Origin of the sequence: Nocardia violaceofusca NBRC 14427 (assembly GCF_963869435.1) — a bacterium.
Taxonomy (GTDB): Bacteria; Actinomycetota; Actinomycetes; order Mycobacteriales; family Mycobacteriaceae; genus Nocardia; species Nocardia aobensis.
In genome coordinates this window covers 1-26,500 of the sequence record NZ_CAWMPM010000049.1, presented here as the reverse complement: position 1 = coordinate 26,500, position 26,500 = coordinate 1, and the positions used below count along the sequence as shown (strand labels likewise).

At 69.3% G+C, this 26,500-nt stretch carries 25 protein-coding genes and 1 pseudogene; 11 read left to right on the top strand and 15 right to left on the bottom strand.

The annotated features are described in order from the left end of the window. Positions 1-171 precede the first annotated feature (171 nt). Complete coding sequence (locus AC5592_RS32645) at positions 172-1,221, top strand: methionine synthase (protein ID WP_232329660.1); 1,050 nt, start codon at positions 172-174, stop codon at positions 1,219-1,221. A 115-nt stretch (positions 1,222-1,336) separates the two neighbouring features. Here the strand turns inward: AC5592_RS32645 and AC5592_RS32640 are convergent, their stop codons facing one another. The 8 genes from AC5592_RS32640 to AC5592_RS32605 form a co-directional block, all read right to left on the bottom strand. Continuing rightward, a complete protein-coding gene (locus tag AC5592_RS32640) occupies positions 1,337-1,690 on the bottom strand; it encodes a hypothetical protein (RefSeq protein WP_063066398.1) in 354 nt (117 codons plus the stop codon). A 56-nt stretch (positions 1,691-1,746) separates the two neighbouring features. Continuing rightward, on the bottom strand, positions 1,747-2,994 hold the full coding sequence (locus tag AC5592_RS32635) for an AAA family ATPase (RefSeq protein ID WP_036503972.1): 1,248 nt from the start codon (positions 2,992-2,994) through the stop codon (positions 1,747-1,749). 38 nt (positions 2,995-3,032) lie between these two features. Next, a complete protein-coding gene (locus tag AC5592_RS32630) occupies positions 3,033-3,422 on the bottom strand; it encodes a hypothetical protein (protein WP_063066397.1) in 390 nt (129 codons plus the stop codon). After that, on the bottom strand, positions 3,419-4,321 hold the full coding sequence (locus AC5592_RS32625; protein WP_063008079.1) for a metallophosphoesterase family protein: 903 nt from the start codon (positions 4,319-4,321) through the stop codon (positions 3,419-3,421). Before AC5592_RS32625 ends, AC5592_RS32630 begins: the two co-directional genes overlap by 4 nt. A gap of 44 nt (positions 4,322-4,365) precedes the next feature. Continuing rightward, complete coding sequence (locus AC5592_RS32620) at positions 4,366-4,695, bottom strand: cupredoxin domain-containing protein (RefSeq protein ID WP_371507561.1); 330 nt, start codon at positions 4,693-4,695, stop codon at positions 4,366-4,368. Positions 4,696-4,901: 206 nt separating this feature from the next. Beyond that, positions 4,902-5,474, bottom strand: a complete 573-nt coding sequence (locus AC5592_RS32615) for an RNA polymerase sigma factor (RefSeq protein WP_051024819.1) — start codon at positions 5,472-5,474, stop codon at positions 4,902-4,904. An 88-nt stretch (positions 5,475-5,562) separates the two neighbouring features. Next, positions 5,563-6,255, bottom strand: coding sequence for a Rieske (2Fe-2S) protein (locus AC5592_RS32610; RefSeq protein WP_063066396.1), 693 nt, complete (start codon positions 6,253-6,255; stop codon positions 5,563-5,565). Next, positions 6,252-6,776 carry an RNA polymerase sigma factor gene (locus tag AC5592_RS32605; RefSeq protein ID WP_063066395.1) on the bottom strand — a complete coding sequence of 175 codons (525 nt, stop codon included), beginning with the start codon at positions 6,774-6,776 and terminating at the stop codon, positions 6,252-6,254. Before AC5592_RS32605 ends, AC5592_RS32610 begins: the two co-directional genes overlap by 4 nt. A gap of 221 nt (positions 6,777-6,997) precedes the next feature. Between AC5592_RS32605 and AC5592_RS32600 the strand changes: the two genes are divergently transcribed. The 4 genes from AC5592_RS32600 to AC5592_RS32585 all read left to right on the top strand — a co-directional run bounded on the left by AC5592_RS32600 (position 6,998) and on the right by AC5592_RS32585 (position 11,153). Continuing rightward, on the top strand, positions 6,998-7,534 hold the full coding sequence (locus AC5592_RS32600; RefSeq protein WP_063066394.1) for a hypothetical protein: 537 nt from the start codon (positions 6,998-7,000) through the stop codon (positions 7,532-7,534). A gap of 226 nt (positions 7,535-7,760) precedes the next feature. Then, on the top strand, positions 7,761-8,438 hold the full coding sequence (locus AC5592_RS32595) for a hypothetical protein (RefSeq protein WP_063920438.1): 678 nt from the start codon (positions 7,761-7,763) through the stop codon (positions 8,436-8,438). Between the two features lie 58 nt (positions 8,439-8,496). Next, positions 8,497-10,635, top strand: coding sequence for an NAD-dependent DNA ligase LigA (gene ligA / locus AC5592_RS32590; protein ID WP_232329658.1), 2,139 nt, complete (start codon positions 8,497-8,499; stop codon positions 10,633-10,635). Positions 10,636-10,637: 2 nt separating this feature from the next. Beyond that, positions 10,638-11,153, top strand: coding sequence for a GNAT family N-acetyltransferase (locus tag AC5592_RS32585; protein WP_063066393.1), 516 nt, complete (start codon positions 10,638-10,640; stop codon positions 11,151-11,153). 75 nt (positions 11,154-11,228) lie between these two features. On the opposite strand, the gene AC5592_RS32580 is transcribed toward AC5592_RS32585, so the two are convergent. Continuing rightward, the gene (locus AC5592_RS32580) at positions 11,229-11,882 is read right to left on the bottom strand and encodes an ACT domain-containing protein (RefSeq protein ID WP_036503946.1); all 654 of its coding nucleotides are present in this window, start codon (positions 11,880-11,882) and stop codon (positions 11,229-11,231) included. A 396-nt stretch (positions 11,883-12,278) separates the two neighbouring features. Between AC5592_RS32580 and gatC the strand changes: the two genes are divergently transcribed. Together gatC and gatA are read left to right on the top strand one after the other, a co-directional pair. Continuing rightward, entirely contained in the window at positions 12,279-12,575 is a 297-nt protein-coding gene (gene gatC, locus AC5592_RS32575) for an Asp-tRNA(Asn)/Glu-tRNA(Gln) amidotransferase subunit GatC (RefSeq protein WP_036503944.1), read from the top strand. After that, positions 12,575-14,047: an Asp-tRNA(Asn)/Glu-tRNA(Gln) amidotransferase subunit GatA gene (gatA, locus tag AC5592_RS32570; RefSeq protein ID WP_063066392.1), complete on the top strand. Its 1,473-nt coding sequence runs from the start codon at positions 12,575-12,577 to the stop codon at positions 14,045-14,047. The genes gatC and gatA overlap by 1 nt, the downstream gene beginning before the upstream one ends. 79 nt (positions 14,048-14,126) lie before the next feature. Here gatA and AC5592_RS32565 read toward each other — a convergent pair whose 3' ends face one another. After that, entirely contained in the window at positions 14,127-14,576 is a 450-nt protein-coding gene (locus AC5592_RS32565) for a MarR family winged helix-turn-helix transcriptional regulator (protein WP_036503940.1), read from the bottom strand. A gap of 129 nt (positions 14,577-14,705) precedes the next feature. Beyond that, positions 14,706-17,312, bottom strand: coding sequence for an alpha/beta-hydrolase family protein (locus AC5592_RS32560; protein ID WP_232329657.1), 2,607 nt, complete (start codon positions 17,310-17,312; stop codon positions 14,706-14,708). Between the two features lie 167 nt (positions 17,313-17,479). Between AC5592_RS32560 and AC5592_RS32555 the strand changes: the two genes are divergently transcribed. From AC5592_RS32555 to AC5592_RS32540, 4 genes are read left to right on the top strand one after another with little or no spacing between them, the layout of a single operon-like run. Then, positions 17,480-18,727 (top strand): sensor histidine kinase, encoded by a 1,248-nt coding sequence (locus AC5592_RS32555; protein WP_084507546.1) that lies wholly within the window; start codon positions 17,480-17,482, stop codon positions 18,725-18,727. 28 nt (positions 18,728-18,755) lie between these two features. After that, the gene (locus tag AC5592_RS32550; RefSeq protein ID WP_063066391.1) at positions 18,756-19,706 is read left to right on the top strand and encodes an undecaprenyl-diphosphate phosphatase; all 951 of its coding nucleotides are present in this window, start codon (positions 18,756-18,758) and stop codon (positions 19,704-19,706) included. 7 nt (positions 19,707-19,713) lie between these two features. Continuing rightward, positions 19,714-20,373 (top strand): response regulator, encoded by a 660-nt coding sequence (locus AC5592_RS32545; protein ID WP_063066390.1) that lies wholly within the window; start codon positions 19,714-19,716, stop codon positions 20,371-20,373. 51 nt (positions 20,374-20,424) lie between these two features. After that, on the top strand, positions 20,425-22,248 hold the full coding sequence (locus AC5592_RS32540) for a serine/threonine-protein kinase (RefSeq protein ID WP_063066389.1): 1,824 nt from the start codon (positions 20,425-20,427) through the stop codon (positions 22,246-22,248). Between the two features lie 36 nt (positions 22,249-22,284). On the opposite strand, the gene AC5592_RS32535 is transcribed toward AC5592_RS32540, so the two are convergent. The 4 genes and pseudogenes from AC5592_RS32535 to AC5592_RS32520 form a co-directional block, all read right to left on the bottom strand. Further along, positions 22,285-23,316: an ATP-dependent 6-phosphofructokinase gene (locus AC5592_RS32535; protein WP_063066388.1), complete on the bottom strand. Its 1,032-nt coding sequence runs from the start codon at positions 23,314-23,316 to the stop codon at positions 22,285-22,287. A gap of 132 nt (positions 23,317-23,448) precedes the next feature. Beyond that, the gene (locus tag AC5592_RS32530; protein WP_063066387.1) at positions 23,449-24,324 is read right to left on the bottom strand and encodes a serine hydrolase; all 876 of its coding nucleotides are present in this window, start codon (positions 24,322-24,324) and stop codon (positions 23,449-23,451) included. 163 nt (positions 24,325-24,487) lie between these two features. Then, on the bottom strand, positions 24,488-25,357 hold the full coding sequence (locus AC5592_RS32525) for a serine hydrolase (protein WP_232329656.1): 870 nt from the start codon (positions 25,355-25,357) through the stop codon (positions 24,488-24,490). A 40-nt stretch (positions 25,358-25,397) separates the two neighbouring features. After that, a pseudogene (locus AC5592_RS32520) lies at positions 25,398-26,500 on the bottom strand (hypothetical protein); the annotation flags it as partial.

Sequence of the window (26,500 nt, the reverse complement as noted above, 5' to 3'; positions counted from 1 at the left end):
GCGCCGATCGCGGTAGCCGCGACGGTCGACCGGCTGGGCCGATGTGGTCCGCGGAGGCGCAGCACACCGATCGGCCTGCGACAACGGGCGTTGAGCCGGTCTGGGAAGATGCGTCAGCCGGGTCGGTCGATCCGTCGTCACCGGCGCAACCATCGAGAACGGGTGACACACGTGAGTGACAACGAATCCGGCGACCAGCGGGGCATACCCACAGGTGTGGCTACCGGTGTCGGCTCCTGGCCGGGGACTGATCCGCGCGAGGCCGCCGCCACCATTGTCGGTGAGTTGCCCGCGCTTGCCCACCTTCCCGAATTGCCCGCTCGCGGTGTGGGTTCGGATATGGTCGGGCGCGCCTCGGCGCTGCTGGTCGATATGCAATTCGACACCACCACTCGCGGATATCGCCTGTCCGCCCGCCCGGGGTCGACCGCGCGCCGCGCACACGATCTGCTCCGTACCGATCTGGACGCTCTCGAAGAGATCTGGGAGACAGCGGGTCTGACGGGAACCGGCCGTACCGTCAAGGTGCAGTCGGTCGGCCCGCTGACGCTTGCGGCGCACCTCGAACTGGCGAACGGTCATCGCGTCCTCACCGATTCCGGTGCGGTACGCGATCTGTCGGAATCCCTGGCCGAAGGACTGCGCAATCATGCCGCCGAGGTCGGCAAGCGGCTCGGCGCGGATATCGTCGTGCAATTGGACGAACCGTCGTTGGGGGCCGTTTTGGAGGGTGGTCTGCGCGGGGCCAGCGTCCTGAATACCGTGCGCGCGGTTCCCGAACCCGAGGCGCTGTACATCCTCGACACGGTCGTGACCGCCCAATCCGGTCCGGTGCTGATCCACTGCTGCGCCGCACCGCCGCCGCTGCCGTTCCTGCGCGGAAGTGCCGCTGCCGCAATCGGATTCGATGTGGCCACCATCGCCACCGGCAATCTCGACGCCATCGGTGAACTCCTCGACGCCGGCAAATACCTCGCCGTGGGCCTGGTGCCCACGAGTGCTCCGCCGACCCGGCCGAGCTGGCGAGGGCTCGCCGAGCCTGGCGTGCGTCTGGTCGACCGCCTCGGCTTCCCGCGCCGCACGCTCACCGACCGCATTCTAGTCACACCCACCTGTGGCCTGGGCGCCTCGCCACTGACCTGGGCCCGCCGTGCCCTCGACCTGTCCCGCGAGGTGGCCCGCGCCTACGCCGACGACCCGGAGTCCCTCACCTTCGAATAAAACGGCCCGGATATCTCCCCGGGGCACGAGATCGGCGATGTGCGGACGACATGCCGGGCCGCGCCGACAGCGGATAGCGGCCAGTGCCGGACCGGAGGCCACGGCCTGGCACGGTTCAGGACCCGAATGCGGGCCCCTGGCCCGGATGGCCGATCTGCCAGTGCTGCGGCTTACCCGGCGGATAGGCGACCGGCAGGTCTTCGCCGGGGAACGGCCACTGATTGACATCCCACGCGAAGCGCCCGTACACGGTTTCGGCGGGCACGCTCGGGCCGGACAGCGTGCCGGTGATGGTCACGAACTGCTCGCCCTGACCGGCCGGGCGCGGGCTCACGCCGGTGATGCGCAGCGTCCCGGCCTCCAGTTGGGCGCGCTGGAATCCACCGAAACGGCCCCGGCCGCGGAAGTTCATCAACAACGCGACCAGCGCGCCGGCGATCAACACGATGAACACGATCTGCAGCAGCATGCCTCCATGCTAGGCGGACAAACGGGACAGCCTCGATGCGCCGCCGGTCGCACGACTCAGTTCGAGGTGATCTCGCTGGTGCCGGTCGGGGTGCGGCGCACCTGCCACACCTTGGTGCGCCGGGACTGCGACCGCCCGTTGCCGCGGTCGATCAGGGTGCGGTTGCGGGTGGTGAAGATCAACTGCGCGCCCCGGGAGTTGGTCTCCGGATTCTGGAACAGCTGGATCACACGGTCGGCGGTGTCACCGGTGAGATGGGTGTCGATATCGTCCACCGCCAGGACCCGGCCGGTGTCGAGCGCGTCCAGGACGGTCGGCAGCAGGCGCAGCAGGGCCAGGGTGGCGGTGGATTCGTCGGCGATGTCGAAGGCGGCGTCGATGCCCTCGTGGACCACCCCGAGCCCGACCCCGCGGCGGGCGACCATACGCGCGTAGAGGGTGTCGCGGGCCGCGCGCAGATTGCTCAGTTCCCGCTCGAGGGCGACCGGTTCCACGCCGAGGGTTTCGCGCACCCGCAGCGCGTGTGCCGGCGATGCGGCGCAGGCATCCAATTCCTTTGCCATACCGGCGATTTCACCGTCGATGTCGCGCAGGTAGTCCGCGTACATCGGATCGTTCTCGGCCAGCAGCAGATCCTCGATGCCCAGTTCGGCCGAGCGCAGCAGCATCAGCAACCGCGCGGCGTTGTCCGCGGAGCGGGAGATGTGGCCGCCGAGGCGCTCGGCGACGCCGTGCGGGTCGGCGGGCCCGCGCTGGACGTCGAGCTGGGCGGAGAACCAGCGATAGGCGGGTACCAGCGCCTCGGCGTACATCTGCCCGGTCAGGCTGAGCAGCAGCGCATTCGGCCGCACCAGCGGCACCAAGGCGCTGATGCCGAAGCGAACCGGTTCGAACATCGGCCCGATCCGGATCTGTTCGCCCTCGCGCTCGAAGATGATGCGTTTGCGGTTGTGCGGATGCGTATGCAGCCATTCGGCGGTGACATCGGCATTGTCGAGGCGGAACCCGTAGGTGTAGGGCGTGCCCTCCGCGACGAAGGTGGCGACGAATTCCGAAGGCCGATCGGCGAATCCGAGATGCGGTGTGCGCACCGGTCCGGCGTAGGGATCCCAGCCGGTCACCGAATGCAGGACCGCGTCGCGCATGTGGGCCAGTGCGTCGACGAGACCGGATTTGCCGCTGGCGGCCGCGCCGTGCACGGCGGTGACGGGCGCGGGCAGCGCTCCGGCCCGGCTCGAGACCAGGCGGAGCTCCTGTGGTTCGGCCAGGGATCGGTGATTGGTCACCTGAAAACTACGCAGCACCCGAGCCATCCTGCCGTCCGCCGTGCGGCGCCGCGACATCAGGTGCGAAGTTGCCTCCGGTTCAGCGAGGCCAGACAGACCACGAGGGTGCAGATCTCGGCGACGACGGCGATCATCGCCTGCGGTGCCGGCTGCCAGCCGCTTTCGGTGAATCCGAACAGGCCGATCGTCCGTGACAGCACGAAACCGCCCAGGGCGGCGATGCTGAGCACCGCCGCCGCCGCGCGCATGGTCCACGGACCGACGAGAACCAGCGCAGCCAGCGCGAAGGCGGCGGCGGCCTGGATGGCGAACGACGGGCCCACGTATTCGATGTAGCGATAGCCCCGTCCGTAGAGCTGAGTGTGCACGACACCGGTGGTGACGAGGCCGGCGCTGATCGCCACCCGCGATGGGAACCGCGACCAGGCGGAAGGGATCGTGGTCATCGCAGTGTCTGCTCCTTGATCGCGAGCAGCTGCCTGCCCTGCTGGTAGCTCACTTCCCGGATTCCCAGGGCATCGTGCAGCTTTCCGGCCGGCAACGTCACCGGTTTGGGCGCGGGCCCGTCGCCGGGATGTGGCAGGGGATAGGCGGTGGTCGTCCCGCTGAAGAAGGTGATGTTTCCCTCGGTCTTGGTGAAGAGTTGATGCACATGGCCGTTGAGGCAGGTGACCGAGGAGAACCGCCGCAGCAGGTTCAGGACCTGCGCGGCATCGTCTGTGCCCCAACCCCATTGGGGGTACATGGCGAACAGCGGAATGTGGCTGAAGACGATGATCGGTGTGTCCGCGGACAATCCCGCCACATCGTTGCGGACGAAGTCGATCTGGTCCTGCCCGAGATGCCCCAGATTCTGCGCGTGGAGCGTATTGACCAGGCCGATGACGTGCACGCCCGCGATATCGAAGCTGTACCAGCCGTCACCGCGAGTGCCCTGTCCGAACACGTCGCGGTATCGCTGTCCGCCGTCGTCGGTGGAATCGTGTTCGCCGGGCACGGTGAAGATGTGCGGCGTGGACAATCCGGACATCATCTGGCGGACCTGATCGAATTGCGCGGGCGTGGCCAGATGTGTCAGGTCCCCGGTGTGGATGACGAAATCCGGTGTGTACCCGAGCGCGTCGACCTGAGCGATCGCCTCGGTGAAGGTGTCGGTGACATTCGCGTTGGCGGTGCCCTGGAATCCGATATGGCTGTCGCTGATCTGCGCGAATCGCAGGGTGGGACGTTCGGATGTGGCCGGGGCCGCGCCCGCCACATGGGAGATGACCTCGCCGCCGACCACGGTCAGTCCGACGGCCGCGCCGAACCAGGCGCTGTGGCGGAGCAGTTGCCGCCGGGTCATGGCGTGCGGGTCACGCGGATCGGTGTGCTGCGGATGTTGTTCGGTCACGGGGTCACCACCACGGTCGCGTGCATGAAGGGATGGATCGAGCAGAAGTAGGGGAAGGTGCCCGGCTGGGCGAAGGTGAAGCTGAAGGTGGCCCCCGTGCCCATTCCGGGGGAGTGGAACGAGCCGTCGCGGGCCACCACCGTATGCGGTTCCTCGTCGCGATTGGTCCACGTCACGGTGGTGCCCGCCTTCACGCTCACGGTCTGCGGGCCGAAGGCGAAAGTGTCGATGGTGACGGCGTTCGGCCCGGCCGCGACGGCCGGGGTCCGGGGCGCACTCGACATTCCCGGCATCTCCGGCATCGGTGCGGGTGCGCCCGGTGTCATCCCCAGGCCGGGGTCGTCGGAGCGGACGGTGGGAGCGGGTGGGCTCGTGCCCTTGTCGGTAGTTGTCGCGCAGGCCGTCAGCGTCATGACGCCGAGGGCGGCCATCGCAGCGGCGGTGACATTCGGAACGAGATGTCGGTGCATCGGATCGGCCTCCATCCGGACCCCGCCGAGTGCGGGGCTTCACCGACAGATAGGTGACCGGGTTACAGACCGAGGTCGATATTCGATTCCGACGCCGCCCGCAGGGCCCGATGCTGCAGCACCTTCGCATTGGCCACGCTGATCGCGAGTGCGGCAGCCGATTCGCGCACCGACAACCCCTGCAGGAAACGAAGTTCGAGAATCCGGCGGTAGCGTTCGGGCAGTTCGCTCAATACCGCGCGCACGTGCTCCGGCGCCCGGGACTCGGCGGAATCGGTTGGCGCCGAACCGGTCTCGTCCGGAATATCGTCGTCGATGACCGTGATCTCCCGGCCCATCCGCGCTCGCCAGTGACCGGCGAGCACGGTGCGGGCGGTGGTCCGCAGATAGGCGCGAACCTCGGCGACGCTCGCGGTGATCCGCAGCGGTTTCAGCGCGGCCACGAACACCTCCGCGGTGAGATCCTCCGCATCCGGTTTGTTGCCGACCTTCGAGAAGATCAGCGCGTAGACCCAGCCGACATTGTCCCGGTACACCTCTTCCCAGCTGGGATAGCGATCCTGCGGTACCAGTCGCAGCTCGCGTCGTCCGGGCTCCTCCGGCGACCGCGACCCGGCCGTGGATCGCCCTGCCATCCCAACCACCCTCCTGCAGCCCGGTGACGCACGCGCCTGTCAGGGATAGATACGTGGTGTGGTTACACGCGGTTCGGTGCGCACGCCGTCACGCCGGCTTCTCCGGTGCGAACACCTCGATCGAGCCGTTCGATTCACGAACCTGCAGCCGCGGCAGCGGAGCCGGCGTGCGGGGCAGTTCGTGAGTCACGACCTCACCCTCGAAACCGAAGGAGGTCGAATGGCACGGGCAGCGCAGGCGCGCCGCGGCGGCGTCCAGCCACAACTTGCAACCCTGGTGCGTGCAGATTCCCGACAGCGCGTAGACCATCCCGCCGCGGCGGCGGAGGAAGCCGTTGACCGCGCCGAGCTCGAACGGTGCGGTCGCGCCGTCCGGAAGTTCGGTACTGGCGAGGACCGGTTGCCAGGTTCCGTGCGACGGTACGAGCGTCTGCTGTGCGGCGGGAACTTTCGGCTCGCCGGATCCGCTCAGCAGCGTGTGGTCGATCACCCCGCCCGCTGCGGCCGCGGCGGCCACCGAGGTGCCGATCAGCATGGTGCGCCGGGTGGGACGCCGCGTGCGCGCGCCCGGATCGGCGGTGGGCTCGTCGAGGTCCTCGGCCAGGCGATGGTGTAGCCGGGTGATGAACTCCTCGTCGGGACTGCCCGCACCGGTCCGGGCCGACCGCAGCGCGATCGCGGCGCGGATCTGGGCGGCGTCGTCATCGTCGGGCCGGAAACCGCGCGGGCTGCGGCCGGCCAGGATGTCGTCGACGTAGCGCTCCACGTCTTTGCTGCTCACAGCGAGCCTCCTGATCCGGAACGGGCGGCCGATCGCAACGCCAGACGCTGGCGTGCCTCGGCCTCGGGAACGCCGACACCGAGCCGCGCCGCGGTGTCCTGTATCGAAAGTCCTTGCAGGAAGCGCAATTCCAGGACGCGCCGATAGGGCTCCGGCAGTTCGGCGAGCAGATCACCGACCGCCGCGGCCGGCGTGGCCGAGGCGGTGGCGGGCGGGTCGGCGTCGATCACGGTGATTTCCCGGCCCACCCGCGAGAGCCAGTAGCGGGCCAGCACCGAGCGTGCGGTATCGCGCAGCAGCACCGGAACCTGCGACGGTTCCGCATCGAGGGGTGATGCGCCGATGGGCGATGGTTCCAGCGCTGTCATGAACACCTCCGTCGTCAGCTCCTCGGCGTCGGGCGCGGCGCCCACCTTCGCGAGCATCAGCGCGTACACCCAGTCGACATTGCCGTGGAAGATCTCCTCCCAGTCGGCGTGGTCGTCGCGGGACGGCGGCGCCGGCTCGGGATGCCCGCTCATCTGCCGCCGCCCTCCTCTCCGATGTCACCGCGTTCGGTGCGGCCTGATCCAGGGCCGATCGGGTCTGCGGAGACTGTGCCTGCCGAGAACTGTGCCGCCATCAATTAGATAGCAGGGCGGTTACACACACCACCGGTTACGCGCCACGAGTCGGATCGAGTGCGGCGGCGCGTAACCACCACTCCTATTTCCAGGCACCACGACTGCGAGGAGTGAAGAACATGAACGTGGCATTCGGTGTGCAGTGCGCACGAGTAGCGGCGGCAGGCATCGCCCTCGCCGGTGCGATCGCGGCGGCGGCCCCTGGTGGCGCTGCTGGGTCGCTCGCCCGCGAGGCCGTCGAACCGGCTGCCGCGCAATGCCTCTGGGCCGACACCGCCCATCCGCGCGGAGACATCGTCACCGCGGGCGGGTGGAGTTACAGCTGCGGGATCGACGCCGCCGGCGCGGCGCGATGGATCCGCGGGGCCGCGGCCCCCGGCCCGAGCACGGTGCCCAATCCGGGTGCGGCGAGCGCGCCCGCCGGGCATTTCAGCCCGGGAGCCCGGCAACCCGGAACCGAATACACCGACTACTGCGTGGGCGACCAGCTGATCGAAGGCCGCGACAACGTCTACGAAGTCGCCGCGGCCGGGGACGGTCTGCTGTTCTGGCGGCCGGCCGCGGACGCGGATTCGTGGTCCTTCGACCCCGGCACCCACCGGGCGCCGCCCTCCGCGCGCGGTTCGAGCCTGTGCCGAGACAGTCAACTCCTCTGATCCCGAGCATGGGCATCGGCACATCGGCGCGTGAACGACCGGCGTGCGGGTAATCGCACTGCCGAGCGGAGTTGTCGCGAGGCCGTGCCCCCGGGCCCGGCGGTCGCGACGGCTTCGGTGCGAAAAGTGCGGCGGCCGCGGTGACGTTCGCCCTGTTCGTGTCGATAGGACACGAACGGTGCGATCTCCGTAAGGTCGCCGGTGTCGACGAAAGGGGCCCTCCGGGATGTTCGAGCGGGTAGTGCAGAAGTCGGTGGAGACCTTCGTGCGAGCGGGGACGGGGGTGCAGGAGCCGCTTGCGGCCAAGTACGTCGACCGGTTGCGGCGCAAGCATCCGGAGCGCACGCCGGAGGACATCGAGGCCGGCCTGCGGTGGCGCTATCTGGGGGCGGTGACCGTCAGCGGCACACTCGCGGGTCTGTCGGCCGCGGTGCCCGGCGTGGGCACCGTCATCGGACTGGCGGCCAGCGGCGTGGAATCGGTCTTCTTCATGGAGGCCTCGGCGTTCTACGCGGTCTCGGTGGGGGAGTTGCACGGGATGCGCGCGATGTCGCAGCAGCAGCGCCGGGCGCTCGTGGCCGCGGTGGTCCTGGGCGAGGGAGGGGCGCAGCTGCTCGGGAAGGGCGCCGGGCAGTCGGCCAAGGACTGGGCCTCGGCTGTGGCGGACAAACTCCCGGTGGTCCGCTCGATCGACAACCCGATGGCGCGCAAATTCATCGTCGGCTTCATCGCCAAGCGCGGGGCGTTGCTGTTCGGCCGGGCGCTGCCCGCCGGGCTCGGTGCGATCATCGGCGGCACCGGTAACTACGCGATGGGCCGGGCGGTGCTCGCGAACGCGGATCGCACCTTCGAATCGGCGCCCCCGTCCTGGCCGGACGAGGTCCGGGCCGCCGTGAACGCCTGATTCCGACGTGCCCGAACGGTCCACGAGCATGTCGGTGGGCTGGGCTAATGTGCCAGAGGTGAGCGAAACCGGGATCGAGGACGCACGTGCCGCCGAGGCGGCCGACGCCGCCGAGGCGGCCACGGCCGACGAGCGCACCGAATGGCAGCAGCTGGCCGAGCAGGTGCGCGAACACCAGTTCCGGTACTACGTGCGCGATGCGCCGATCATCTCCGACGGCGAGTTCGACGCGCTGTTCCAGCGGCTGCTGGCGCTGGAGGAGGCGCATCCGGACCTGCGCACGCCCGATTCGCCCACGCAGCTGGTCGGCGGCGGCTTCGCCACCGAATTCACCGCGGTCGACCATCTCGAGCGCATGCTCTCGCTGGACAACGTGTTCGACGAGGACGAGATGCACACCTGGATCGGCCGGGTGGTCGCCGAAACCGGCGCCGATACGCACTTCGTGTGCGAGGTGAAGATCGACGGTGTGGCGCTGAACCTCGTCTACGAGAACGGCCGGCTGGTGCGCGGCGCCACCCGTGGCGACGGCCGCACCGGTGAGGACGTCACCCTCAACGCGCGCACGATCGAAGACATCCCCGAACAGCTCACGCCCACAACGGAATTCCCGATTCCGGAACTGCTCGAGGTGCGTGGTGAGGTGTACTTCCGGCTCGAGGACTTCGAGAATCTGAACGCGGCGATCGTCGCCGAGGGCAAGCCGCCGTACGCGAATCCGCGCAACACCGCCGCCGGATCGCTGCGGCAGAAGGATCCGGCGGTCACCTCCCGGCGCCGGCTGCGCATGATCTGCCACGGCTTCGGCCGGATGGTCGGATTCAGCCCGTCCTCCCAGTACGAGGCGTATCAGGCGCTCGCGGTCTGGGGGCTGCCCGTCTCGGCGCACACCGTGCGCGTGCAGGGTGCCGACGCGGTGGTCGAGCGCATTCGCTACTGGGGCGAGCACCGCCACGACATCGAGCACGAAATCGACGGCCAGGTGATCAAGGTCGACGAGTTCACCCTGCAACGCCGCCTCGGCAGCACCTCGCGTGCCCCGCGCTGGGCCATCGCCTACAAGTACCCGCCCGAGGAGGCCACCACCCGCCTGCTCGACATCCAGGTCAACGTCGGCCGCACCGGCCGGGTCACGCCGTTCGCGGTGATGGAACCGGTGACCGTCGCCGGTTCCACGGTCGCGATGGCCACGCTGCACAACGCCTCGGAGGTCGAGCGCAAGGGTGTGCTGATCGGCGATACCGTCACCATCCGCAAGGCCGGCGATGTGATTCCCGAGGTGCTCGGCCCGGTGGTCGACGTGCGCGACGGCAGTGAACGGCGCTTCGTCATGCCCACCCACTGCCCGGAATGCGGCACCGAACTCGCTCCCGAGAAGGAGGGCGATGCCGATATCCGCTGCCCGAACCAGCGGCACTGCCCCGCGCAGCTGCGGGAGCGGGTGTTCCACATGGCCGGGCGCGGCGCCTTCGATATCGAGGCGCTGGGCTACGAGGCGGCGATCGACCTGCTGAAGTCGGGCGCGATCTCGGACGAGGGCGATCTGTTCGACCTGAGCGAGGAAAAGCTGCTCGGCACAACGCTTTTCGTCAACAAGAGCGGCACGCTCTCGGCCAACGGCAAACGCCTGCTGCAGAATCTGGACACCGCCAAGGACCGTCCGTTGTGGCGGGTGCTGGTGGCCTTGTCCATCCGCCACGTCGGGCCGACCGCGGCGCGCGCCCTGGCTGCCGAGCTGGGCAGTATGGCGGCGATCGAAGAGGCGTCGGCCGAGGCGCTGGCGGCGGTCGACGGCGTCGGCCCTACCATCGCGGCCGCGGTGAAGGAATGGTTCACCGTCGACTGGCACCGCGCCATCGTCGAGAAGTGGCGTGCGGCCGGAGTGCGGATGGAGGACGAGCGCGACGCATCCATCGAACGCAACCTGGAGGGGTTGTCGATCGTGGTCACCGGCTCGCTGCAAGGGTTCTCCCGCGACGAGGCCAAGGAGGCGATCCTGGTGCGCGGCGGCAAGGCGGCCGGATCCGTCTCGAAGAAAACGGCTTTCGTGGTGATCGGTGACGCCCCGGGGTCCAAGGCGGCCAAGGCGGAGGAACTGGGCGTGCCCATTCTCGACGAGGACGGGTTCCGCACGCTGCTGGCGGAGGGGCCCGATGCGGTGCGGCCGGAGTCGGATACCGAGGACGAATCGGACTGAGCATGGATCAGTGGGATACGCGGGTGCGGATTCGCCGCGCCCGCCCGGACGATTTCGCGGCGATCGCACAGCTGACGGTCGACACCTATGTCGGCGAGGGGCATGTGCATTCCGAAAGCCCCTATGTGGCCGAACTTTCCGATACCGAGACCAGAGCGCGCGAAGCCGAGGTCCTCGTCGCCGAGCGCGACGGAGACCTGCTCGGTTCGTTGACCATCGCGCGGCCCGGCACCCCGTACGCGGATATCGCGCGGACCGGTGAGCTGGAGTTCCGCATGCTCGCGGTCGCCAAGCGCGCCCGCGGCGCCGGCGTCGGCACCGCCCTGGTCCGCACCGTCGTCGAGACGGCACGGGCGGAGAGCTTCGCCGCCGTCGTATTGACCACGATGCCCGGGATGGCCGACGCCCGGCGCATCTACCAGCGGATGGGTTTCGCCCATGTGCCGGAACGGGATTGGCACACCGACGCCGGGCTGCCGCTCACCGTGATGCGGCTGGAACTCACGCCCGGCGCGTAGGCGTAGACGGCGCGAGGCGAGCAGGAGCCGCCACTTGCAGCTCCTGATCGCCGAAGGCGCTGCGCCGCAACCGTTTCAGCTCAGTACGGTGGCGACGATGCCCGCCAGATAACCCAGCCGTGCGACCTCGGACGGACGGAATTCCGGCCCGCCGGGGCGGCCGAGCAGCAGCGCCTTACCGGTGTTGCCGAGCGGGGCGGCCGCCAGTTTGGTGTCCATGTCCCGCCAGATCTGCGGGACCCAGTCGGCCTCGGGATCGAGGGCCGTCGGCTTCTCGAGCGGCATCCACGGCACACTGCCGGCCTGCGTCTCGGGTGCGCTGGCGCTGCCGACCAGACGCTGGCCGCCGCCGTGCGGCCCCAGATCCATCACGGTGCTCCATCCGACCTGCAGCACGCGCGGGACGCCGTCGACCAGCACCTGCAGCCGGTCGTCGCGCGCGGTGGCGACCTGGTCGATCAGCTCCAGTTCGCGATGGGTGTCGAGAATGCCGGAATAGGGACGCAGCGAATCGACCCGCACATCGGCGAGCGATTCGGCCGCGGTGATCAACGTGTCGGGCAGTGCACCCGACGGAACTTCCACCACCAGATCGTCGATCGCATATCCTGCGCCGCGTTCGACGACATCCAGCGAGAGGATGTCGGCGCCGACGGAGCCCAGCGCTACTGCGAGTGAACCGAGACTTCCTGGGCGATCCGGAAGCTGCACGCGAAGCAGATATGACACGTGCTTGCCTTCCTTTCCTGTGCGACCGAGACTTTCGGACGTATACCCGAGTCTCGCAATACTTACACCCACTGCTTCCAGCAAACGATTCGAAGCCGGGGCAGTGAGGTACGCCACATACATTGTCGGCCGAACACCCGGTGCCGTGCCAGTGCCGTTCCGATGACGTTGTGATGTCAACCTTGTTTCCGGCGAGCACCGGAACGAACAGCGCAGCCCGACCGTGACCGGATGGCTACAACGCGCACCCATTAGGCTGTGTTGTCCGAGCCTAATGGGGAGGCCCTGCGTGGTTACGCATCCGCTGCCGCCTCCGGGCCTTGACCCCATTAGGCTGTCCCATGCGCAGCGCCCTGCGCCATCGACACGCACCAACCTGCCGAAAGGGGATTCGCGGTGTCCGCCATCTCCCGCGACGAGGTCGCACACCTCGCCCGGTTGTCCCGGCTCGCCCTCACCGACGAAGAGCTCGATCTGTATGCCGGTCAGCTGGATTCGATCCTGAGTCACGTGCAGGTCATCACCGAGGTCGCCGCCGACGTACCGGCCACCGCGTCGCCGAACCCGACCGCCAACGTCACCCGCCCGGATGTGGTCGTCCCCGGGCTCAGCCCGGACGAGGCGCTGTCCGGCGCCCCCGCGGTCGACGAGCAGCGGTTCATGGTTCCGCAGATCCTGGGAGAAGGCGAGTGATGAGCGGCGATCTGACGAAACTGTCCGCGGCCGAGCTGGCGGAGAAGATCCACGGCCGCGAGGTGTCCTCGGTGCAGGTCACCGAGGCGCATCTGCAGCGCATCGCCGAGGTCGACGGTGAACTGAACGCCTTCCTGCACGTGGCCGGTGAGCAGGCGCTGGTGACCGCCGCCGAGGTCGACGCCGCGATCGCCGCGGGCACCGTGGCCTCGCCGCTGGCGGGAGTTCCGTTGGCGCTCAAGGACGTTTTCACCACCACGGATATGCCGACCACCTGCGCGTCGAAAATTCTCGAGGGCTGGGTATCGCCCTACGACGCGACCGTGACGGCCAAGCTGCGCGTCGCCGGCATCCCGATCCTGGGCAAGACGAACATGGACGAGTTCGCGATGGGGTCGTCCACCGAGAACTCCGCCTACGGCCCGACCCGCAACCCGTGGGACACCAGCCGGATCCCCGGCGGTTCCGGCGGCGGTTCGGCGGCGGCCCTGGCCTCGTATCAGGCGCCGCTGGCGATCGGCACCGACACCGGCGGATCCATCCGTCAGCCCGCCGCGGTCACCGCGACCGTCGGTACCAAGCCCACCTACGGCACCGTGTCCCGCTACGGCCTGGTCGCCTGCGCGTCGTCGCTGGACCAGGGCGGCCCGTGCGGTCGCACCGTGCTCGACACCGCATTGCTGCACGAGGTGATCGCCGGTTACGACCCGAAGGACTCGACTTCGCGCGATGTGCCGGTTCCGGCGCTCGTGGAGGCCGCTCGCGCGGGTGCGCGCGGCGATCTGGCCGGGGTGCGGGTCGGCGTGGTCAAGGAACTGCATTCCGACAGCTACCAGCCGGGTGTGCTCGCCTCCTTCGACGCGGCGGTGGCGCAGCTGAAGGATCTGGGCGCCGAGGTGGTCGAGGTGTCGTGCCCGCACTTCGAATACGCGCTGGCGTCCTACTACCTGATCCTGCCGAGCGAGGTGTCGTCCAACCTGGCTCGGTTCGACGCGATGCGGTACGGCCTGCGTGTCGGCGACGACGGCAGTCACTCCGCGGAGCAGGTCATGTCGCTGACCCGCGAGGCGGGATTCGGCCCGGAAGTCAAGCGCCGCATCATGATCGGCACCTACGCGCTCTCGGCCGGATACTACGACGCCTACTACGGTCAGGCGCTGAAGGTGCGCACCCTGATCGCCCAGGACTTCGACAAGGCCTACGAGAGCGTGGATGTGCTGGTCTCGCCGACCAGCCCGTTCACGCCGTGGAAGCTGGGGGAGAAGGTGAACGATCCGCTGGCGATGTACCTGTCGGACCTGTGCACGCTCCCGACGAACCTGGCCGGGCACTGCGCGATGTCGGTGCCGTCGGGACTGTCCGCCGACGACGGCCTGCCGGTGGGCCTGCAGATCATGGCGCCGGCGCTGGCCGACGACCGGCTCTACCGCGTGGGCGCCGCCTACGAGGCCGCGCGCGGTCCGATCGCCTGAGCGCGGCCGATCGGCGGGCCCGTTCCGCCCGGATGCGGCGGCGTACCGAGGAGGTCACGCCGCCGCGCCGATCGGCCGGTTACGGCCGCGGCCACGGGCGGCCGTCGAGCCGCTCGATATCGGTGTTGAAGCGCTGCAGATAGTCGGCGAAGCGCGCGACGTCGTCGGGGGACCAGCCCTCCAGAACGCGGCCCAGGCCTTCGATGTTGGCGTTGCGTTCGGCGTCGAGATTCTCCTCGCCGGCCGGTGTGATGCGGAACTTGCGGGCCATTCCGCCCTCGGGATCGGGGATCCGCTCGACATGTCCGGCGCGCAGCAGTGCCGCGGTCTGCCGGTTCAGCGTGGAGGCGTCGAGGCCGAACGCCTCGCTGAGCTGACCGATCGACATCGGGCCCTCGATGGCGAGCCGGCTGAGCAGCAGGTAGGCGCTGCGATCGAGGCGGGTGCCGTCGCGGCGATAGCGCGGGTGAATGGTGTAGCGGCCGAGCAGCATGGTCTCGAATTCCACCAGATTCGTGGGCTTGTCCATGCCGTCCTTCCGCCGATTTACAGTTCTGACCTGCGAGAACCGGTATAGCACACGGCGGGGGCCGGGCGGGCACGGTGGTCGGTTGGGTGGGAGCCGATGCCGTGACCGCCCCCGGCTGCGGCATCGACGTCAGCAGCTCCCGAGCGCGGTGCCCTGATCCGATCCGTAGCGGTGGCCGTGGCCGGGGCCCGGGGCGAGCGCGGAGAGCAAATCGGCGGTGGTCTGCACCCAGCTCAGCCCCGGCAGCCACATCGGGTGTGGTGCGTCGTGGCGGGTCCCGGTGAGATCGGGTGCGCGCCAGAGCAATCGCGGCGACCACTGCACCACCGGATCGGAGGAGTTGGCGAGGACGGTCGCGCCGCCACGGTGCACCGCCGAGGCCGGTGGGCCCGCCCACAGTGCGGCGCACACTCGGGCGCTTTCGTCGCGATCGTCGGCGAAGATCGCGCTGCCCGCGGTCGCGCCCAGGCTCTGGCCGTAGACGTAGAGCTTCGGTGGATGGGCCAGGCCGGCCAGGTGTCGTTCGATTCCGGTGAACAGGGCTCGCGCCGAGCGCTCGGCGTCGGCTCGGGCGAACAGGAAGGTCGCCCAGCTGGGAGCCTGCGAATACTGCATGCCGACCAGCGTCGCGTCGCCGTCGAACCGCTCGTCCAGGCCGCGGGCGGCGCCGGCGTCGAGCCACCCCGATCCGGTAGGCACCATCACCACGAGGTGCCGACGATCGAATCCGCCGGACCTTTCGATCTCCCGAATAGCCAGGGCGACACGGGAATCGAGATCCGGCGCGGAATCCATGCCGATGTAGACGCGGACCGATCGGCCGCGTTCGGCGACGAATTTGCGCCCCTCCGCTCCGAGCGAGGACCAGCTCACGGCCGATTCCGGACTGCCCGAGCGGGTGTAGGAGACCGGCCGCACCACCGTCGGGTCCATGGCCGCGTCGGCCGAGGCGAATGCCGACCGCTGCCAATTCACGACGGCCGGTAGCAGGGCGAACTGGCAGGCCAGGACGGTGGCGGTGACCAGTGCCGCCGCCCGCAGGCGTCCCACATACCGTGCCGCCCAGCGCAATCCGCGCAGGATGAGTACGATCGGAACGACCACCGCGACGACGCCGATCGCCCAATGCAGCCAGTACCGCACACCGACCGGCGGAAAATCCATGGCCGCCCGCAGCCGGTTCTGCCAGTACCAGGCATGGGTGAGCGCGGTACCGGCCACGGCACAGCATGCGATCACGATCGATTTCCGGAACCGCCTCGTCCGTGCCTCGGTATCGATCACCCAGTGTCCCAACACTTTCCGGCCCAGTCCCGCCACACCGAGCGCGATGAGTACCAGCAGGGCGGTGAGCAACGCCTGCGCGACCGAGGTGCGCGGAAGTAGCCCCGGCGCCAGCGAGGCGGAAATCCCCGCCGCCGAGGCCACCAGGGTTCCGGTCCGGGGCTTGCCGATGGTGACGAGGCGGCGGATAACCGCGCCGAGTGCATTCCGCGCCCGCTCGAAAGAGTGGGAAGACGGTGTTGTGCCTGTCGTCCCGCCGGCACCCGGACGCCGCAACGGTGAGAGTTCCAGCGCCGTAACGGCCGGCCGCGCCTGCCCCGGCGCCCATGCGCCGCCTCCCGCCGCCACTGTCGCCGGAGTGCCGGGCCACAGGCCTATCCCGTCGACACCTCGCACGGTAACGCCGCGTAGCTGAACAGCGTTGCGCGACAACCATTCGCGCGCCCCTCGTGCGGTCCGCGATGCCGCGGCACCGATGCGTGCGGGGAGAACGCGCCCGTCGCGATAGCCGGTACTCCCACCCGAGCGCCGGCTCCACATGCGCCCGGCCGATGCGCCACGAGAATCCGACCACGGCGACCACCGAGTCACCGGTGACGCTGTACGTTGTCCTGCCCGGCGCGGCCGGATGGTGCGGCGGACGATGGCGAACAACGCCGCCACCATCAGCAGCACCATGGCGAGCCGGGCGAGGACGTGGACCACCTGCGGTCCGAGTTCCGTTCCGGACAGCTGCCGGCCGAACAGGTATTCGGGCATCGGCGCGGCGTAGTTCTGGCGGCGGGAGTTCAGATCCACCGCCGCGGTGGCGATCGTCGCCATCGTGGTGCAGCGGGTGCGGGCGAGCAGATCGCCGCGCGAATCGCAGGCGGCGAACATGCGGGTTTCGAGGGCGTTGTCGATGGCCCGGCGCGCCCACGGACCGAGGGGATGGCCCCCGACTTCGGCGTAGCGGAGCAGGTCGTAGCCGAGGTCGTGGGCCTTGCAGGCGGTGTCGAATTCGGCGGGCAGCGGAATCGGTGAGGAGCACTCGCCGGACGGGTCGACCGGCATACCGGACAGCAGCATCGGCCGATACCCCTGTGTCGCAGCGAAATCCGCGGGTATCACCGCCAGCTCCGGCCGGTCACCGGTCAGCGCCCGCACCGCATCCGCGGCGGCCGTGCTCTCCGGCGCGGGCCCGGCCTCGGCCGCTCCGGCCCCCGGCGACAACGACACCAGTATCGCGATCAGCGCCGCGACAACGGCGCCGAATGCGAAGAGCGCGCGCAAATTCCCACTCCGCCAATGCTTTTCGCCGAACTCGCGCGTCCGGGTCGGATCCGTCATGGCGGGCGACGGCTTACCGTCGTGCCCGTGCCCCGCCCGATCGCCCTCGCGCGGCCCAGCGACGACCACCGCGATCCCGCGGTCCCCGCGCGGCGACCCGCCCGCATCCGCAATATTGCTCATAGCGGTCGAAGGTAGGAATCGGGAACCGGCGCACACCTCCCGCTGCGGATCGATTTCGGTACCGCTACCGGGGTGCGCGCGGGCAGCGGTGTCATACCGGGGTAGGGGGTGGGATGTCGAACCCGGGGGTGAGGACGGATCGCCGGCGACTTCCTAGGCTCGTCACCATGACACGGGCGATACGAGTGGCGCGGCAGGCGCGGGCGGCGGCGCGAACTCCGGGCCGGGCGCGGCTGTGGTTCGACATGGCGACGGTGGTGGTCGTGGGAACGCTGTTCGCGGTCGGCTGGCCCACCCTGCACCTCACCCATCAGGTGCCGGCCGGCGCACAGCCGTTCATCGCCGCGCTGGCCGTATTCCCGCTGGTGCTGATCCGCGTCAATCCGGCTCTGGGCTGGGCCATCTCCGCCGGTGCGGCCTTGCTGATCGCGCTGGCCATCCCGCATCAGCCGGGCAACGATCTGCCGTTCCAGGTCGTCCACATCCTGGTGTTGTTCGCGTTGCTGTTCGCGGTGGCGGTGCGGGCGCCGATGCAGATCGTGCTGATCGCCTGGATCGCGTCGTCACTGCTGTTCGCGACCACCATGGCCGGAACCGGCTCGTTCGCGGAGGCTGGGTTCGGCTGGCCGCTGGCGATGACCGGGCTGGTCGGATTCGGTCTGCTGGTGCGCTGGCTGGTGCTGTCGCGGCAGGCGCTGGTGCGGCAGGAGGAGCAGAACGAACTGGAACGGGCCCGCCGCGCGATCCTCGAGGAGAAGGCCCGCATCGCGCGCGATCTGCACGACGTGGTCGCCCACCACATGTCGATGGTCGTGGTGCAGGCACAGACCGCGCCCTACCGGGTGCCGGACGTGTCCGAGGCGGCCCGTGCGGAATTCGACTCCATCGGGGCGTCCGCCCGGGAGGCGCTCAACGAGATCCGCAGCATGCTCGGCGTCCTGCGCAGCGACGGTCAGCTGCCCGAACACGCCCCGCAGCCGGTCGCCGCCGACGTGGTGTCGATGTTGGACGGCGTGCGCCGCGCGGGTGTGCACATCGACTGGACCATCGACGGTCCGCTGGCCACGGTCCCCGATACCGTCGGTCTCGCGCTGTACCGGATCGTGCAGGAGTCGCTGTCGAATGTCTCCCGGCATGCGCCGGGGGCGGCGGTCACCGTGACCGTGACGGTGGCCGGGCAGGCGGTGGAGGTTCTGGTGGCGAACGACGCGGGGACGGGCGGGGCGCCGGTGGGAAGTTCGGACGGCAGCGGCATCTCCGGTATGCGGGCCCGGGCGGAATCCATCGGCGGCATGCTGGCCGCCGGCCCGCGCTCCGAAGGTGGCTTCCAGGTGTATGCGCGGTTACCGATCCACGTCGAGGAAGGAACCGTCGAGGCGGCCGCCGCGACCGCCCTGCCGGGCGCGCGGAACTGAGCCGGCCGTCGTGTAAGACTTAGCGGCGATGCTCACCTATTTCCAAGCCATCGTGATCGGCGCGCTGCAGGGCGTCACCGAATTGTTCCCCATCTCCAGCCTGGGCCATTCCGTGCTGGTGCCGGCCTGGCTGGGCGGCAGCTGGGAGAAACTGGTCACCGAGGGCGACTCCGAGAACGGCACCCCGTACCTGGCCTTCGTGGTCGCCTTGCACGTGGCGACCGCCATCGCGCTGCTGGGCTATTACTGGCGGGATTGGCGCGACATCATCGTCGGCTTCGTGACCACGCTGCGCACCCGGCGCATCGAGACCTCGTCGCAGCGGCTGGCCTGGCTGATCGTGCTGGCGACCATCCCCGTGGGTGTGCTGGGGCTGCTGCTGGAACATCCGCTGCGCACGATGTTCGCGACGCCGATCTACGCGAGCATCTTCCTCACCCTCAACGGTGTGGTGCTGATCGTCGGCGAGGGCCTGCGGCGGCGCAACGCACCCTCGCTGGCCGAATACGGTCGCCGCTTCGCCGCGGACGAGGCCCGCGCCGACGCGCAGGCGCGGGGCGTGGCCCTCCAGGAGGATCTCGAGGTCCCCTCCGACGAGCGGCTCGCGGCGCTGTCGGTCAAGGATGCCCTCGGCATCGGCCTGGCCCAATCCGGTGCGCTGCTGGCCGGATTCAGCCGCTCCGGCCTGACGATGGTCGGTGGTCTGCTGCGCGGACTCGACCACGAGGACACCGCGAAATTCGCCTTCCTGCTCGCCACCCCGGTGATCCTGGCCGCCGGTGTGCTGAAACTGCCGGAACTGGCCGGTCCGGAGGCCGCCGGAATCCACGGTCAGGCGCTGGTCGGCGCGATCGTCGCCGGCCTCGCGGCGTGGTTCGCGGTGCGATTCCTGGAGCGGTTCTTCAAGTCCCGCACGCTGCTGCCGTTCGCGGTCTACTGCTTGGTGGCGGGGCTGCTGTCGATCATCAGATTCCTCTGAGGCGGGTATGCCCATCACCGTATTGATCGCCGACGATCAGGCGATGGTCCGGCAGGGGTTCGGTGCGCTGCTGGCCGCCCAGCCCGATATCAGCGTCATCGGCGACGCCGCCAACGGCGCGATCGCGGTGGCCGAGGCCAAACGGCTGCGACCCGATGTGGTGCTGATGGATGTGCGCATGCCCGAGATGAACGGGCTCGAGGCGGCGCGCGCCATCCTGGCCGCCGGATTCGATCCGCCGGTGCGGGTACTGATGCTGACCACCTTCGATATCGACGACTACGTGTACGAGGCATTGGGCCTGGGCGCCAGCGGTTTTCTGCTCAAGGACGCACCCGCCGACGAACTGGTGCGCGCGGTGCGCGTCGTGGCCGAGGGGCAGGCGCTGCTCGCGCCGACGGTCACCCGCCGGTTGATCGCCGATGTCACTCGCCGCCGCGCCCGCCCCAGACCCGCCCCGGCCCTGAACGCATTGACCCCGCGCGAACGCGAAGTCCTCGAGCTGATCGCCAAGGGCATGTCCAACACCGAGATCGCCGAGGCGCTGTTCGTCGCCGAGCAGACCGTGAAAACCCATGTGTCCAAGGTGTTTTCCAAACTCGATCTGCGTGACCGCGCGCAAGCCGTGGTGATCGCCTACGAATCCGGCCTGGTCACGCCGGGCTGAGCGATCCGGGTAGGATCCCCACCTGGTACGTCGCCGGAAGGGGGAACGTAGGTGTTGAACAACGGTGACGTGTTCGCCGGCTTCACCGTGGAGCGACTGCTCGGTCAGGGAGGGATGGGATCGGTCTATCTGGCGCGGCATCCGCGTCTGCCCCGGTTGACCGCGCTGAAACTGCTGAATCGTGAGCTCTACACCGATGCCGAGATCCGCGCCCGCTTCGAACGCGAGGCCGATCTGTGCGCGCAACTCGACCATCCCGGCATCGTCGCCGTCTACGACCGTGGCGTCGAGGACGATCAGCTGTGGATCTGCATGCAATACGTGGACGGTGTCGATGCCGCCACGGTCGATCCGCTGACGCTGCCGCCGGAGCGTGCGGTGCAGATCGTCGAAGGTGTCGCCGACGCACTGGATTACGCGCACGGCAACGGTGTGCTGCACCGAGATGTGAAGCCCGCCAACATCCTGCTGGCCCGGGCGGTGAGCGGTAAGGGGGAGCGGGTCTTCCTCACCGATTTCGGAATCGCCCGTCTGCGTGAGGATTCCACGCACCTCACCCAGGCCGGCATGTTCACCGCCACCCTGGCCTACGCCTCACCGGAACAGATGACCGGTGTCGAACTCGACCACCGCTCCGATCAGTACTCGCTGGCGTGCGCCCTGTACTGGCTGCTCACCGGAACCGGGCCGTTCGACTCCGAACATCCCACCGAGGTGATCCGCGGCCACCTGCAACTGCCGGTCCCGCCCGCCAGCGCGCGGCGTGCCGGGTTGTCTCCGGCGATGGACGGGGTGATCGCCCGCGCCATGGCCAAGCGGGCGTCCGAAAGATTCGGCAGCTGTATGGAATTCGCCGCCGCGGCGCGCGCGGCGCTGAACGCGCCGGCGGGGATGCCGACGATGAGTGGTGCGGCCCCGACACTCGTCCGGCCGGGCGGAGCGTCGCCCGTTCGGAACTCGGCGCGAGTGCCCGCCGGACCGCAGCTCGGTAACCACACGCAGGGATTCCCCCCTGGGAACGGTGCAGGCGTGCCCGCCGGACCGCATTCCGGCACCCACACGCAGGGGTACCCGCCTGCGAACGGTGCTCGCGTGCCTACCGTGGTTCCCAGTGGGGGACAGCAGTATTCGCCGGCCGCGAACACCGCCGGCCCGGCGAATGCCGCGTCCGCTCGGGTGCCGATGCCGCCCGCGACCCACTCTCCCGCAGGGTATTCGGCGCCGCCACCCGGTTACCCGCCCGCCCCGGGCTCGGGCTACCGGCCGCAGCCGCCGAAGCGCTCGGGCGCGATGGTGGCGGCGATCATCGTCGCCGTGCTCGTTGTGGTGGCCATCGTCGTCACGATCGTCGTGGTGGTGCTGCAGAAGAATTCGAAGGGCAACGATTTCGCCGCCATGAAGTCGACTTTCCCGCAGTTGGTGAAGCCCTCGGGGACGGGGAGCAGCGGCGACGGATACGACGGCCAGTCCTGTTTCCGTGAGACCGACGGCAAGACTCTGCGCACGCCGGGCGACGCCGCCGATCTCCGTCTGGGTTCGTGGACCGCGGCCTGGGACTGCTGGGGAGCGGTGGACAAGCCCGAATACGCCGTCCTGTCCTACGACTCGTCATCGGATGCGCAACGCGTGATCGCGGGGTTGCCCGCGAACCGGAAGGGAGCGGGCGTCACGGGTGGCGACGTCGAATACGACAGCTACATGTGGAAGACGGCCGACTCCGCGATCCCGAACGAATTCTGGAAGGTCATCGCCTTCCGGGATTCGACGCGGTCGCGGTATCTGATCGTCGCGCACAACCAGTACTGGCCCAGCTTGGAGGAGGGCAAGACGTACCAGGAGTTCGACACCTGGTGCAACGAGATGCCCATGGCCTAGGCAAGCTGGGCCGCCGGGGCGGCCGGCGGACCTCGCTCACCCGAAGAAGGCGGCGGCTTCCCCGTGCCGATCGTTGGGCACCAGCTTGAGCTGCTTCGTCGCCTCCGCCAGCGATACCAGGCCGATCTCGGTGCCGTGCAACGCCACCATCTGGCCGAACTGACCGGCGTGGACCGCTTCGGCGGCGTGCAGGCCGAAACGGGTGGCGAGAACCCGGTCGTAGGCGGTGGGTTTGCCGCCGCGTTGTACGTGGCCCAGCACCGTGGTGCGGACCTCCTTGCCGATGCGGCGCTCGATCTCCACGCCCAATTGGTGGGCGACACCGGTGAACCGCTCGTGGCCGTATTCGTCGACCCCGCCCTCGCGCAGGTGGAACGAGCCCTCGGCGGGTTTGGCGCCCTCGGCGACCACGCAGATGAAATGCGAATCACCGCGCTGGAAGCGGCGTTTGATCATCGTGCACACCTCGTCGACGTCGAAGGGCACCTCGGGGACGAGGGTGAGGTGGGCGCCGGAGGCGATGCCGGAATTCATCGCGATCCAGCCGGCGTGGCGGCCCATCACCTCCACCAGCATGACGCGCTGATGTGATTCCGCGGTGGTGTGCAGCCGGTCGATGGCGTCGGTGGCGATGCTGACGGCGGTGTCGTGGCCGAAAGTGGTGTCGGTGCAGTCGATGTCGTTGTCGATGGTCTTCGGCACGCCGACCACCGGCACACCTTCGTCGGAGAGCCAGTGCGCGGCGGTGAGGGTGCCCTCGCCGCCGATCGGGATGAGGGCGTCGATGCCGTTGTCGTCGAGGGTGCGTTTGATGCGGCCCAGTCCCTCGAGCAGCACGTCGGGATTGGTGCGGGCGGTGCCGAGCATGGTGCCGCCCTTGGTGAGCAGCCGGTCGGTGCGGTCGTCGTTGTGGATGTGGATCTTGCGATCCTCCAGTAACCCGCGCCAACCGTCCTGGAAGCCGACGATCGCGTCACCGTAGCGGCCGTTCGCAGTGCGAACGACAGCTCGGATGACCGCGTTCAAGCCTGGGCAGTCCCCGCCTCCGGTCAAGACTCCGATGCGCATGCCGCTATCTTGCCGCGCCCGGGCGCGCGGCGCAGCCCCGCCCCCGTTAACCGGCGGTTACAGCAACCGGCTACCACAGCAAGGAGTCATTGCGCGGGTGCGCTGATGCTACTGCGCGGGTGCGCAGTGGTGCTATTGCGCGGGTGCGCAGTGTCCGGCCGGAAGGTCGTCGAGATGTTTGGTGATCAGGCCCGCCATCTTGTTGAGAATCTGGGTGCCGTCGTCGAAGGTGCCCGAGGTCGCCTGGGCGGCAAGGGAAATGGCGACGTCGCCGTTGGGTGTGGTCAGCAGGCCGAACTGGCGGACCAGGTAGTTGCCGCTCGGATCCGGTCCCCAGCCACCTTTGAAACGGGTGTTGTCCAGATGCCCGAGGCCCCACTGCTGGCCCCAGACCACCTTGCCCATCAGCGCGGTCACGGTGTCGGCATCGGGCAGGCAGGGTAGCCGCGACGCCCAGCGCACCTGGTCGGCCAGTGACCAGTCGGCCTGCCCGAACGCGGAGTACTCGGCACGCGAGCGGGTCGCGGGGACGGTCGTGGTGGTGTCGCCCCCTTCGCGCAGCACCGACTGCACCGCCTTGGCCGCGGCCTCGGGTGCGCCCAGCGCCTGCCACAGCCCGTCGGCCGCGGAGTTGTCGGATTCGGTGATGGCCGCCGACATCTGATACGTGCTGGTGTTGCCGTTGGTGCGCAGAACGGCAAGGGTCAGCGGAACTTTCATCGTCGACCAGGACGGCCCGGTGGTCCAATCGCCCATCTGTGCGGTGCGCTGGCCGCCGACCGGCATGATCGCCATACCGGCGCGTCCGTCCAGACTCGGTCGCAGCGCGGTGAAATCGGCTGCCAGTGAACCCGGCAGCGCGAACATCGTGACGGGAGCGGACGAGGTGCTCGCCCGGGTCGTCGTGGTCGCGGCGGGGGTGTCGGTGGCGTTCGAGCAGGCCGCGGGGCTCAGTAACAGGCTCGCCCCGAGCAGCGCTGCCGCGCAGCGGCACACTCGAAAAGCCATGGCCCGCTTCGTGCTCGGCCGGAGTGGTGCGTGCACCCGTTCACCTCCACATCGTGCGGACGGCCCCGCACGGCACCATCCGTCAGACGAGGAATTGTGTGCGGTCGCGGCCCGCGGGTCAAATGCGCGGACCGTCGGCGGCGCATATGAGACGACTGCGCAATCACCGCTCGCATTCGCCGCCGTGCAGTTCGTGCACGTGTTCGGACAGCAGCGCCGACATCCGGTCCATCATTTCGACCGCGTCATCATAGGATCCCGAATCCGGTTGTGCCGCAAGGGCTACCGCGAGCTGGCCGGACCAGGTGGGCACCAGGCCGAACTGGCGGACCAGATAGGCTCCGGTGTCGTCGTCGGGCCCCCAGCCGCCCTTGTACTCGGCGCCGACGAACGAACCCAGGCCCCAGCTCTGGCTGTCGGTGATCTGCTGCATCAGATCCACCACCCGTGAGGCGTTGTGCAGGCACGGCAGCCGGGCGGCGAAGCGTAACTGATCGACCAGACTCCACTGGGTGGCGCCGAAAACCATCGGGTCGTCGATGGATTGGCGCGCATCCGGATTGTGCCGGTCGGCGACATCGGTGGTGGTGTCGCCGGCCTCGCGCAGCACCGCCTCGACCGCTTCGGCCGCGGGTTCGCCGCCGCCCAGCGCGATCCAGAGTGCTTGCGCCGCATCGTTGTCCGAGGCGGTGATGGCGGCCTGGGCGACATCGGCCAGCCCGACCGGATCCCGGCGCAGCGCCGCGAGGGCGAGAGGCACCTTGATCGTCGACCAGGCGACGCCGGTGGTCCAGTCGCCGAGGGTGATCACGTGGTCGCCGCCCACGGCCATCACCGCCAGGCCCATACGACCCGGTAGTTGCGCGCGCAGGTTGGCGAAACCGGCCACCAGACCGCTGGGCAGGGTGAGCGACGAGTGGGGAGCGGGCGCCGGGCGCACCATGTCGGTGGCCGGCCGGGCCAGGCCCGGGCCGGTGCTGACCGCGGCACCGTGTGCCGCGCACGCCGAAACGAGAAGTGTGACAACTGCCAAGAACAACCGCCGCCGACCCTGGCGCCCGGTGGGCGTCGGGTCAGTAGACATAGACCACCGCGTTGTCACCGCCCGTACAGGTGACGACCTTTCCCGAGCTGGTGCAGGTCATCGGATAGGACCGGCCCGTCACCGGACTCACCGCGATGATCGAGGTGCTGGCCTCGGCGGTGGCCGCGCTGGTCGCGCCGCGTGATTCGGCCGCCTGGGCGTACGCCTTGCGCACCGCTTCCGCGAAACCGCAGGAGGTCACCTCGGATCCGGTCGCGGTCTTGCCGAACGAGCCCTGCGACGTCGATGTCTGCGAGCACGGCGTCGCGCCGACCGGAAGGTTGGCCGATGTGCCGGTCGTGGTCGGCGCCGCGGTCGTGGTCGGCGCGGAGCTGGTCGCCGGTTGCTGGGCGGTCACCGCCGGGGCGGCCGGCCCCGCCGCGGTGGCCGGGTGATCGTTGCCGCCCGACGAGCCGAAGACCTGCCAGCCGACGACGCCGAGGCCGGCCAGGACCGCCGCACTCAGGACGCCGAGAACGACCGGAACCGCGACCGATCGCGAGCGCTTCGCGGGTCGCGCGTCTTCCGAACCCGTTGCCGCGAAGGCATATTCGTCATCGGAGTAGTCGTCGGCGTAGCGGTCGTCGTCCTCGTACCGGGCTTCGTCGTATCGGTCGTCGTCGTATCGGTCGTCCTCGTCGTAGCGAGCGTCGTCGCGGTAGCGCAGATCGTCGGCGTAGCGGGTGTCGTCGCCGTAGTCCTCGTCGTCCGGCCGGCCGACGTCGAGGAACTGGGTATCGCCCGCTGCCTGCGCGACGGTGCCGAACTGCGAAACGTCGAGGAAACGGGTGTTGTCCTCGGCGCCGGGCGTGCGATCGGCGCCGCCGGTTCGGAACTGGGAGACGTCGATCAGTTCGGTCTTCTCACCGGGCTGCAGATCCGTGTCCGATCCGAGGGCGGTGTCGGCACCGGATCGCGCCGTCACGTCGGGACCGTCGCCGAACTGCGCCGGGTCGAGCAGTTGGGTGCGGTAGTCGGAACCCGGTGTCGAATCCTGCTCGGCCACAGGCTGTTCGGTGTGAGTCTCCGCACTGCCGATCGCGCCGTACGCGCGGGTCGGTTCGGCCGCGGGCCGGCGGGGCGGTTCGGCGG

Coding starts and splice junctions, on each gene's coding strand:
- AC5592_RS32625 (WP_063008079.1), bottom strand. CDS start 4,321: ATGACCCGGCGGCAACTGCTCCGCCACAGCGCCTGGTTCGGCGCGGCC.
- AC5592_RS32620 (WP_371507561.1), bottom strand. CDS start 4,695: ATGACACCGGGCGCACCCGCACCGATGCCGGAGATGCCGGGAATGTCG.
- AC5592_RS32530 (WP_063066387.1), bottom strand. CDS start 24,324: ATGGCTTTTCGAGTGTGCCGCTGCGCGGCAGCGCTGCTCGGGGCGAGC.
- AC5592_RS32535 (WP_063066388.1), bottom strand. CDS start 23,316: ATGCGCATCGGAGTCTTGACCGGAGGCGGGGACTGCCCAGGCTTGAAC.
- AC5592_RS32555 (WP_084507546.1), top strand. CDS start 17,480: ATGACACGGGCGATACGAGTGGCGCGGCAGGCGCGGGCGGCGGCGCGA.
- AC5592_RS32630 (WP_063066397.1), bottom strand. CDS start 3,422: ATGACCACGATCCCTTCCGCCTGGTCGCGGTTCCCATCGCGGGTGGCG.
- gatA (WP_063066392.1), top strand. CDS start 12,575: ATGAGCGGCGATCTGACGAAACTGTCCGCGGCCGAGCTGGCGGAGAAG.
- AC5592_RS32550 (WP_063066391.1), top strand. CDS start 18,756: ATGCTCACCTATTTCCAAGCCATCGTGATCGGCGCGCTGCAGGGCGTC.
- AC5592_RS32565 (WP_036503940.1), bottom strand. CDS start 14,576: ATGGACAAGCCCACGAATCTGGTGGAATTCGAGACCATGCTGCTCGGC.
- AC5592_RS32595 (WP_063920438.1), top strand. CDS start 7,761: ATGTTCGAGCGGGTAGTGCAGAAGTCGGTGGAGACCTTCGTGCGAGCG.
- AC5592_RS32600 (WP_063066394.1), top strand. CDS start 6,998: ATGAACGTGGCATTCGGTGTGCAGTGCGCACGAGTAGCGGCGGCAGGC.
- AC5592_RS32605 (WP_063066395.1), bottom strand. CDS start 6,776: ATGAGCGGGCATCCCGAGCCGGCGCCGCCGTCCCGCGACGACCACGCC.
- AC5592_RS32615 (WP_051024819.1), bottom strand. CDS start 5,474: ATGGCAGGGCGATCCACGGCCGGGTCGCGGTCGCCGGAGGAGCCCGGA.
- AC5592_RS32640 (WP_063066398.1), bottom strand. CDS start 1,690: ATGCTGCTGCAGATCGTGTTCATCGTGTTGATCGCCGGCGCGCTGGTC.
- AC5592_RS32585 (WP_063066393.1), top strand. CDS start 10,638: ATGGATCAGTGGGATACGCGGGTGCGGATTCGCCGCGCCCGCCCGGAC.
- AC5592_RS32545 (WP_063066390.1), top strand. CDS start 19,714: ATGCCCATCACCGTATTGATCGCCGACGATCAGGCGATGGTCCGGCAG.
- AC5592_RS32560 (WP_232329657.1), bottom strand. CDS start 17,312: ATGAGCAATATTGCGGATGCGGGCGGGTCGCCGCGCGGGGACCGCGGG.